The organism is Photorhabdus hindustanensis (genome assembly GCF_002968995.1).
GTDB lineage: Bacteria > Pseudomonadota > Gammaproteobacteria > Enterobacterales > Enterobacteriaceae > Photorhabdus > Photorhabdus akhurstii.
This window is the reverse complement of sequence record NZ_PUWT01000105.1, coordinates 1-8929: the sequence shown is the minus strand read 5'-3', so window position 1 is coordinate 8929 and position 8929 is coordinate 1. Positions and strand designations below refer to the sequence as shown.

Below are 8929 nucleotides of genomic sequence, written 5' to 3'. Positions count from 1 at the left end.
TGATTACCAAACGGGTTCAACGATGGGAAAGTTATCGCGGTATCCTTGATAGACGTATCCAGACGGAATGCTTTCCATGAAGAAGGTGTAAAGACTAAATCCGTTGGTACCGAACCCGATTCTTTCAGAATTAATGTCTGCCATGATTCAATATCATCAGACGGCTGCGTGTTTGTTACTCCTGCTGCAACCTTAAGCGGCCACTTATCCGAACCGCTTAAGGTAATCGTCAGGTTAGATGAACGGCCAAAATCAATTACTGTCGCCGGGAAACCCTCACCAACAACCGTGATTTGTGATTTGACCAAAGCGTTGGCGGCCATCCACTCCAGACGACGGTTCAAGATGTCGATTTGATCGGCCATCTCGAATTGCAAGTTCAGCATTTCGCGTTCTGCTGCCGTGTACTCGCCACCGATACGCTCCCCAATTTGACGACGAATAGGCTTACGAAAATCGGGTGCCCTCTTATCTTTTATATATGCGGGTTTAAAGGTATTTGTCTGGTATTGACGGCTTTCTACTACTTTTCCCTCTACAAGCGGAGAGACAAACGGTGCCATCCGGCGTTTACCCACATCCACATCAATTGATACCTTTTCTGTATCTTCCGTTATTACATTGGGGAAAAATCGATCTAATAGAAAATTTTGGCTGGTCATTAGATTCGGGACGACTTGCACTAATACGTTAGTATCGTAAATGCTAATATTATTACTCATGCAATTTCTCTATATGCAATGCTGGCAGCCGGGGCCACCAGTCAAATTTAAAACGAGCGCATCCCCGCCGGGTAAATGGCATTAAATGCAATAATGGGGTAATGAAATTAGGCTATCGGAGCCTGAATGCTATCGCGAATAAAAATCGCTGAGGGACGTAATGCGGTTTTCAGATCTTCCAGTGTCCAGCTTGCATCAAATATCAAGCGATTTTGATTAAACTCACCTAGCAAATAAACCCCACAAGTCTTTGATTCTGTAGTTGTATCAACATCATCAGCGAGAATAGCGATAGGTTTCTCTCTACCATCTGTAGATGTTTTAACACTCAAAGCATACTCTTTTAATTCAGTGATAAGCCCTAAAACTGTTCCCCGTTTCAATAACCCCACTTTTGCAATTGTCACTGTGTCAGTCACTAGTTGCAAAGGACCGGAGACTAACTGATCTGGAACGAACATTGTCGATGTCATGCCGGGGGCAAATGGGTTTTGTCCGATTTGTTCCATTATTTTTTACCTTTCACTGAGTTATAGAGGCTGGTTGCATTGGCAACCAATGCTTCAACAGAACCACGCGCGGGTTGTCGAGCATCAGGCCCCAATCTGACTTGTTGTGCATGTTGCATACGCTCATCCAACGAAGCGCGACGCGGGGCTGGTGCTGATCCTGTTAATGCTAAAGTGCTGATAGCTTCACGTGCTGACATGCGAGTATTGAACGCTAAATGCGCGGCCATGTCCGGTCTGCCCGCAGCGTGTTTACTGCCGAAAATAGCAGCGCAACGCTTCCGTTCGGCACGGCGGCCTTCTTCTTTATCGTCATTCTCTTCGGCGTCCTCATCGTCATCACCATCGTCGGCACGGCGAGACTTGGCCTTTTTCCCTTTTTTAGACGAAGTGTCTTTATCGTCGTCATCTTCCTCAGCATCAGGATCATCTTTGTCATCCTCATCAGCTCTGGTATCGTCTTCATCATCCTCAGCGTCTTCATCGTCGCGTTCCTCTTCTTCGGCACGACGCGATTTCGCTTTTTTGCTTTTTTCTTTGTCATCATCATCTTCTGATGCTGATTTTTTGATACCCAATAAATGGGCGAAACTCAACTTAGACATGTATTAAACTCCTGATTCTCTCAGTAATTTTCGGAATGCAGCATCGGGAGTGATAACCTCGTCTGCCAATCCCAGACTGACACCTTCGGCGGCTAAAAAACATGCCGCTTGAGTGCCACGAATAGTTTTTTCAGAAATGCCACGATTGCGGGCAACCGTACTCACGAACAGTTTTCCCATCGCGTCTACGTCATCTTGAATCGCAGTGCGGGCCTGTTCAGTTAGCGGAACATAAGGGTTACTTTCTGCTTTGCGGTCCCCGTAAGTGATTATTGTCACTTGTAACCCGTCCTCTTTAATGCGCTGTGACCAGTCGCAGTGAATGACAATCACCCCGATTGAACCCACACCACCGGTACGTGGCACATAGATTTTGTCTGCGGCACTGGCTAACGCATATGCAGCGGAATAAGCGGCTTCGGATAAAATGGCATGAATGGGCTTTGTTCCTCTCGCTGAATAAATCTCGTCTACCAAATCAAAACATCCGGCCACTTCGCCGCCTGGTGAATCGATATCCAAACAGATGCCATTAACTTCGGGATCATACAGTGCCGTCAAAAAGGATTGCCTGATACCATCGTATCCAGTCATGCCGCTATACGGACGTAAAGAACCCAATTTTTGGACTAATGTTCCTTGAATCGGAATAACGGCTATCCCTTCCACAACGTCATAACCTGCATCGTTTTTAGGACGCGAAAAGCTACCGTCATCGTCCCAATCCGACATTGCGTTAATCCGTGTAATACCAAATCTATCTGTTAGTGCGGCCATGACAACTTCGGCTTTGCGCGGGTGTAGCGCTAGAGGGGTATTAAATAGTCGTTGGGCTAAGTGTGGTAAATTCATTGTGCCTACTCTACTTTAGGGTCTTGAATAGTTTTATCAGCGGGAACATCCAGTTGCGCCCATGACGGAGGAGTCAAACCCCGTTCTTTAAACGCATCGAGTTCACGTTTACGCTGATCGAGCATTTCTTCCCAATCTTCGCCGGCGTTTTCTGCGGCCTCCATCTCAAGAGTAGAAAGCCCGGCATCCATACCCAAAATGGCACCCTTCTTCTCCGCAACAGGATCTACCCAACCCCGGCCCGGCCCCATCCATTGCGCCCTACAGTAAGCGGCTCGCGCCTCTAGGAAATCAGGTGCGCCAGTTGGCAAAGGTAAATCTTCTATATCGTGAATTTCTTCAATAAAGGCGGTTAAAATGGGTTGAGCAAAGCCGATTGAGAAATCAGCGCGACGCCGGGTTAATGTTTTCCAGGCTTCTAACATGGCTGAACGTGCCGAACTGTAATTCACATCGGACCAGTCTTGCGTCACTTGCTGAGTGGACAGCCCTGTTGCCGCCGCGATATTGCGTAGTGCTGCACTTTCAAAACCTTCAAAATTACTATGAGGTCTCGCTGCGTTCACTGTATTGATTTGCTCGCCGGGGTACAAAATCGGGAGTCGTGCCCCATTTTGCAGAGATAAACGGCGATCATTATGAAACTCGACGCGTCCCTGTTGATATGCGCCTAAATTCTCATCCTCACTTTCACCCAATGCCGCTTCAACTAATGCAGGATCATACGGGGATTCAATATAAGCACCGAATATCGCATTGAGTATTGCAGCCTCAAGCTCTGACTGGTCATATTTAATCAGCATTTTCAGACGCTGAACAACCGGGGTTAAAATGCCATTGCCGCGGTGTTGTGCTCCGCGCTCGTGATCAAAGTCGTGGACGACATGCGGACGCCCCCACGCAGTTTCACGCGGCACACGCTCCCATGTCATTGTCTTTGCGCCACTCCACCAATCGCCGATATGGGCCTCGCGAATGTGATAAAACGTAGGTGCGCCGTCATCGTCTATCTCTACACCACCCCTTATATGTGGCATATCGAAATTTTGTTGCGGGTTACTGAGTCGGTCCGGGTCTACAATCTGAATTGTCGTTGCATAGCGGCCACGTCCGGGACCTAATCTGTCAGTTCGATATTGCAAGACAGCCAGTGCATCACCATCTAATAGCTTATGTCTAAACGCCAGACGCAACATCTGGGAAACAGTTTGCTTGCGCTCAACATCACAATAACGCCCCGGATCATTGGCCCAACTACGCCAGTGTGCCTCAACGACTTTTCCGTATTCGTCAGCCCAAGTTGCATCAAACTTTTGATTGCCGGTCATCAGTGCCAACATTCTATAATCTGGCTTAATAATGGGCCGGAAATTAGCACCGATGGCATTATCAAGAACCCTAGTTATCGCACCACTAGCCCAACCATCATTACGCGCTAAGTCTCTGACGCGTGAGACAATCCGGTCACGGTAGATATTGATTTCGTTGTCTGGCGACCACAGCGCAGGCTGCCAGTTCGCAAGCTGATCACTAAATGTATCAGCAGCGTCATACGGCACACGACTGCCGCCGACCAGCATAGACATTTTCGGGCGTGATGGTGGTAAAGGCTGTCCGTCCGGGCCTAAAATTCTTACTGTATTCATCAGAACCTAAACCTTACCGGCTTTCGCGGCCTTGCTACGATACCGAGTTGTGCCTGTAGTAACTGAATCAACGCCATCAAATCCGCTAGTGAACTTTGTTGATATGACACTGAGCGGGTCCCATCCCCTTGCGTGTATGAAAACGACACTCCACGGCTACCCGCAGCTAGTTCAATGTAAGCCTGCTGCGCTTTCATCAATGCGTCTTTAAGTTGCTCGCGCGTCATTGCGCCAGCCAGCAAGCTAGTTTTTGGATTAAACATAGTGATCCTTATCAGGAAAGTGGCTGTCCGTATTTCAGGGACCACTATAATTAGTGGTAAATATGAACCGCTTATTTAAAAAGGGGGCATATATGACACCTAAGACGGTAAAAGTTGAGACAAGCTTTTTCGTTTCGTCTTTTCAGGCTCTTGAATAATAACGCCGGGATATTGCAAGCTGATTTTTTCTTCCGGTTCTGCGAGCGCTGGCAATAATCTGCCCGGATTTTCTGTGATGCTGGTAACTAATGCATTCAGTTTTAGTCCCATGTGCAACAGTCCACATAACGCAGCATACGCATACACGCGGCAATCAAGCGCCTCGTTAGCACGGCCCGGCAATTGTTCCCACACGCGGAACCTTTGCCCGCCCGACTCTTTGAGCACCGAACGTTCAGCCAACAATTGACTGAAATAATTCAGGTCTCTGTCTGCCGGAAAGTGCATATAACTTGCCGCCGCCTCGCCGGGTAGCGGAGGATCAAGATGCAAACGCCCGCGGATAGTATCTTTTGCCGCATTAACGCCAAGAATAATGGGCTTGAAACTTGATTTAGTCCGTGATGTGGGTTTCTTTGTCGGCCACACCGGAGAACGCTTACCGCCGCGTGCCGATTCTCCTTTGATGGCCCATATCCTGCGGCCAATTCTGGCCTTAGAGAATTCATAGACTTTTTGAGTGTGGTGGCCGCCGGAGTCCATACAAGCCGCCATGATAGTAAAGCCGCGCCCGTCAGCACGCCGCCAAACTTGCTTCAAATAAGCATCTAATCGCTTCCACGGTTCATCAGTTTCAAGATCACCCTCAATCACATCATAAGCAATTGACCAGCTTTCTTCATTGCGGCCCCATCCAACAACCTCAATTTCGAATCTGTCATCTTGCGTATCAATACCCGCTGTCAAAACTGCTACGCCATCCGGCACCTCAGCAGCGAATACCTCACAGCGTTCAAGCAGACGTTTTTCACTGAGTGCCTTTTCGCCCCGATCTTCATACGGTTCACCCAAAACCAAGTTAATAAATGTCTGGCGCATCAACGGGTCATTTTTCACCCGTAACCATTCTGCAACTAAGTATTTCCACGCTGCGTTCGGAAACAAACTGTATCCCGCCCAGATATGAAACCCAGCATGGCCTTTGAAGGGTTTTGATGCTCGCCACTCTCCGTGTTTTATCATTCCGCCTTTTTCGTTGTGATGGATCACGCAACCATTGTGACGACAAACATAGTAAGCAGTATCAGGCAAGCCATTTCCGTTCTCATCTTTGTCCCACTTGATCCCGTACGGGGTATCTGGACCGCCCCACTCAAGAACCTGATATTCACCACAATGTGGGCAGGGGACATAGTAATAACGCTGGTCACTATCGCCGAATGATTTTTCAATCCGGCTAGTACCTTTCACTGTCGGGGTTGAACCCAATACGATTTTGCGGTTCCAGAACGTTTCAGAACGCTTTGTACCCAATGCTATCTGATCACCTTCAACACCCGCACCGCCAGACGGATAACCATCCACTTCATCAAACAAGATGATTCGGCATGTGATACGACGAAACCCGCCCGGACTGTTAGCCCCTACAAGCGTTAGGTTCGAGCCGTTCAAAAATGTTTTCTTCAGGATGGTCTGGTTACTGTTTTTTGCTTTTGGGTCGCCAGAGATTTCAGCTAACACCGGGGTATCACGCAGCATTGGGGCAATTTCAGTTTTACTGTAGTCCTCAGCATCTTCAACACGTGGCTGAACGACGAGGATTGGAGACGGGTCATGCGCCAGATAATAACCCACTACGTGATCGAGAATTTTTGTATAGCCGACACGAGCCGATTTCATAACAGACACATAGGTAACAGTCGGGTCTGTGATAGCATCCATGATGCCGTCTTGATAAGCAAAAGATCGGAATCTACCCGTTTGCGCACTGGTTTCTTTTGACAGTACAGCGTATTTGTTCGCCCACGCACTTAATGATAAGGGCTCAGGGGGACGGATATCAGGGCGACGTTTATATAACTCTTGTGTAAAATTTTGCCAAGCGGAGGCGTTAGCTTTCTCCTCTGTTATTCTCATCAAGGCTTAATTCCTCCATCGCCTCGTAAACCACATCCTGTAACGCCTGAACAAACTCCGTGTCATTAGTGGTAGAAGCTAGCACCCGCAAACGCGGGCCATGTTCTGGAGCAATAGCGATTAAACGAGTGCGCATTCTTGAATACTCTTGTCCAACCGCTTCAATCATGTCCTTGTAAGGAAGCACCTGGCCGGATTTGATTTCGTACTCTAATTGAGTGAGCAACGCGAGAAAGTTTTCTTTTAATGTCCGGGCTTCGTCGAATGTCATCGTTGCGCCCTTTTCGGCGATCATCCGCTCAACGATTTTTGTCGGTGACTCCGTGCGTCCGCTGTCAGATTTGTTACCCGGGAAGTTGTTACCTGACTTGTTACCCTGTTTGTTACCTGTGACTACTTTATTATCGGGCCGGGTAACAGATTTGCGATATCGTTCAACGTTAGCGTTTGACGCGTCTACATCAATGTCATCACCATCAAGAACCAGCCAGCCACGAGCTTTCCATTGCGTGACTGTCTTACGGCTGACACCGTGTAATTTTGCAAATTCTGACTGATTCATTTGTCAATGTTACCTAAATTTCAAAGACTTATAACTAGTGAAACATCGGGGCGCGCAATGTCCCATGATTTAAATGTCGCTGGGAAGGACCCATTTAATCTAGATGAGAACTATTATCATTTATCTGGATGGCTCTTTGATGATAGCCAATCTTCTTTGAGTTTGGTAGCGCCTTAAATGAGAATTAATATTATTTTATATCCTTAATAGCATTACCCGCTAAAGCTGCATCTGCTAGCTCTGCAATGACATTAAAGCACTCTAATACATACCAAAGACTTGGATCTCCACGTTTTGCAGCATCAAGAGATGTTCTGGCATCTTCCAGTTGATATTGTATGGCGTTAAAAAATTTCTCTATCTCTTCAACAGTAAGAGGTGTCGGAATTTTGTGGTCTGAATCATTAAACATAGAAACCTCGTTCATTGCTAAGTATCAATGGCCATTCTATCACTTAGCTGTCTTAATGGCTTCATCTAGCGCCTTACTCATGGCTTGTGGCATCAATGCATCAGCCATCTTTCTTGCGCGTTCCTGATAACCAAGAATCGGAGCAACAGGTAATGCATCACCAAACCGGATTAATAGCTTTGGCGGGCGCTGCTTTTTCCTCTCTCTGCGAGTGCCGTTCGGGGAACGCTTTAATCGCTTCTTGCCCTTCTTCCCTTTCTTGGCCTTCTTGCGCTTCCATACTCCATCAACATTATCTATCGTACCGATAAATACATCCGGCTTGGCTTTCAGTTGTTGCAGCTTGTTACGGGGTAAGTTGCCATACTTGTTTAATTTGATGTTCTTCGGATTTAATAACGCGCTGCTATTAAGTTTATGTACCCCACCCACCTCAAAGGGTGTGAGATAACTTGCGGCAATATCACGAACAAAGACTTTCGCTTTCAGATTGCTTTTGCTCGCGCCGACTGAACCCACCGATTTGACTGTAAAAGGGGTTGGATTATCTAATTTACGCTCTATCGCCTTCTTTTCAGCTTGTTCAATCTGCCGGGCAACTTTTGTTAAAGCCTGTGCTGTTGCAAATGGGACTTGCTTCTTTATTTGCGTCAGCTTATTAGACAGTTCTTTTAATCCAGCCATCAGACCAACCTTAATATCCTAAGATATCTGTAACTCAGCACCAATCAACCCAATTGCAAGAAGAGCCTCTCCATCCGGGTAATCAGCCAACATTTTATGCATTACCTTTTCACAAGCACGGCAGTTTTCTTGTTGCCGCTCTGGCAATGAAGCAATTAACCCTCGAAACATCAGTATTGTTTGTTCATCTGTTGTCATCGTGCTATTTCCTCAAAATAAAAAGACCGCTTAGCGACCTGTTATCTGGTTATATGCCTGCTTTATTAACCCACTCAGGCGGCGCGGGTTTCTTCCTTTCCACAGTCAAAATAAGAGAATAGCTATGAATAACTTCTTAGTAAGGGTTGAACTATATGGTGCAGAATATGATGGCTATGAAAGATTTCATGAAATAATGCTCGAATTAAAACTGTACCGTCATATTTCACAGCAGGGAAAAACTTTGAAACTACCTGATGGTACTTATTTTGGTGCTTTTAATGCAACAGCACATGACGTTCTAGTTGCAGTAAGAAAAGCTGCAAAAAATTTCTCTCCTGATAATGAAGCTTCCATTTTTGTTTGTAACTTTACTGATTATGATCATCTTCTTTATCAA

12 protein-coding genes are annotated in these 8929 nt (G+C 46.6%); 1 reads left to right on the top strand and 11 read right to left on the bottom strand.

Going from position 1 to position 8929, the window contains the following annotated elements; translation table 11 throughout:
• From C6H66_RS23940 to C6H66_RS23885, 11 genes are all read right to left on the bottom strand, one after another.
• Positions 1-722: major capsid protein (locus C6H66_RS23940; protein ID WP_105396950.1), on the bottom strand; the 722-nt coding region annotated here is incomplete at its 3' end.
• A 107-nt stretch (positions 723-829) separates the two neighbouring features.
• Positions 830-1231, bottom strand: coding sequence for a head decoration protein (locus tag C6H66_RS23935; protein WP_105396949.1), 402 nt, complete (start codon positions 1229-1231; stop codon positions 830-832).
• Complete coding sequence (locus tag C6H66_RS26220; RefSeq protein ID WP_181150294.1) at positions 1231-1836, bottom strand: hypothetical protein; 606 nt, start codon at positions 1834-1836, stop codon at positions 1231-1233. The genes C6H66_RS23935 and C6H66_RS26220 overlap by 1 nt, the downstream gene beginning before the upstream one ends.
• Before the next feature lie 3 nt (positions 1837-1839).
• A complete protein-coding gene (locus tag C6H66_RS23920; protein WP_105396947.1) occupies positions 1840-2688 on the bottom strand; it encodes a S49 family peptidase in 849 nt (282 codons plus the stop codon).
• Positions 2689-2693: 5 nt separating this feature from the next.
• Complete coding sequence (locus C6H66_RS23915; protein WP_105396946.1) at positions 2694-4334, bottom strand: phage portal protein; 1641 nt, start codon at positions 4332-4334, stop codon at positions 2694-2696.
• A complete protein-coding gene (gene gpW, locus C6H66_RS23910) occupies positions 4334-4597 on the bottom strand; it encodes a gpW family head-tail joining protein (protein WP_105396945.1) in 264 nt (87 codons plus the stop codon). The genes C6H66_RS23915 and gpW overlap by 1 nt, the downstream gene beginning before the upstream one ends.
• A 99-nt stretch (positions 4598-4696) precedes the next feature.
• Positions 4697-6673, bottom strand: a complete 1977-nt coding sequence (locus tag C6H66_RS23905; RefSeq protein WP_105396944.1) for a phage terminase large subunit family protein — start codon at positions 6671-6673, stop codon at positions 4697-4699.
• Positions 6648-7235 carry an RNA polymerase subunit sigma-70 gene (locus C6H66_RS23900; protein ID WP_105396943.1) on the bottom strand — a complete coding sequence of 196 codons (588 nt, stop codon included), beginning with the start codon at positions 7233-7235 and terminating at the stop codon, positions 6648-6650. Before C6H66_RS23900 ends, C6H66_RS23905 begins: the two co-directional genes overlap by 26 nt.
• A gap of 190 nt (positions 7236-7425) precedes the next feature.
• Complete coding sequence (locus tag C6H66_RS23895; protein ID WP_146111116.1) at positions 7426-7647, bottom strand: hypothetical protein; 222 nt, start codon at positions 7645-7647, stop codon at positions 7426-7428.
• Between the two features lie 39 nt (positions 7648-7686).
• Positions 7687-8331, bottom strand: coding sequence for a hypothetical protein (locus tag C6H66_RS23890; protein WP_105396941.1), 645 nt, complete (start codon positions 8329-8331; stop codon positions 7687-7689).
• An 18-nt stretch (positions 8332-8349) separates the two neighbouring features.
• The gene (locus tag C6H66_RS23885) at positions 8350-8529 is read right to left on the bottom strand and encodes a hypothetical protein (protein ID WP_105396940.1); all 180 of its coding nucleotides are present in this window, start codon (positions 8527-8529) and stop codon (positions 8350-8352) included.
• Between the two features lie 124 nt (positions 8530-8653).
• On the opposite strand from C6H66_RS23885, the gene C6H66_RS23880 reads away from it, so the two are divergent.
• Positions 8654-8929: hypothetical protein (locus tag C6H66_RS23880; RefSeq protein ID WP_105396939.1), on the top strand; the 276-nt coding region annotated here is incomplete at its 3' end.

Coding starts and splice junctions, on each gene's coding strand:
- C6H66_RS23890 (WP_105396941.1), bottom strand. CDS start 8,331: ATGGCTGGATTAAAAGAACTGTCTAATAAGCTGACGCAAATAAAGAAG.
- C6H66_RS23935 (WP_105396949.1), bottom strand. CDS start 1,231: ATGGAACAAATCGGACAAAACCCATTTGCCCCCGGCATGACATCGACA.
- C6H66_RS26220 (WP_181150294.1), bottom strand. CDS start 1,836: ATGTCTAAGTTGAGTTTCGCCCATTTATTGGGTATCAAAAAATCAGCA.
- C6H66_RS23895 (WP_146111116.1), bottom strand. CDS start 7,647: ATGTTTAATGATTCAGACCACAAAATTCCGACACCTCTTACTGTTGAA.
- C6H66_RS23900 (WP_105396943.1), bottom strand. CDS start 7,235: ATGAATCAGTCAGAATTTGCAAAATTACACGGTGTCAGCCGTAAGACA.
- C6H66_RS23920 (WP_105396947.1), bottom strand. CDS start 2,688: ATGAATTTACCACACTTAGCCCAACGACTATTTAATACCCCTCTAGCG.
- gpW (WP_105396945.1), bottom strand. CDS start 4,597: ATGTTTAATCCAAAAACTAGCTTGCTGGCTGGCGCAATGACGCGCGAG.
- C6H66_RS23885 (WP_105396940.1), bottom strand. CDS start 8,529: ATGACAACAGATGAACAAACAATACTGATGTTTCGAGGGTTAATTGCT.
- C6H66_RS23905 (WP_105396944.1), bottom strand. CDS start 6,673: ATGAGAATAACAGAGGAGAAAGCTAACGCCTCCGCTTGGCAAAATTTT.
- C6H66_RS23915 (WP_105396946.1), bottom strand. CDS start 4,334: ATGAATACAGTAAGAATTTTAGGCCCGGACGGACAGCCTTTACCACCA.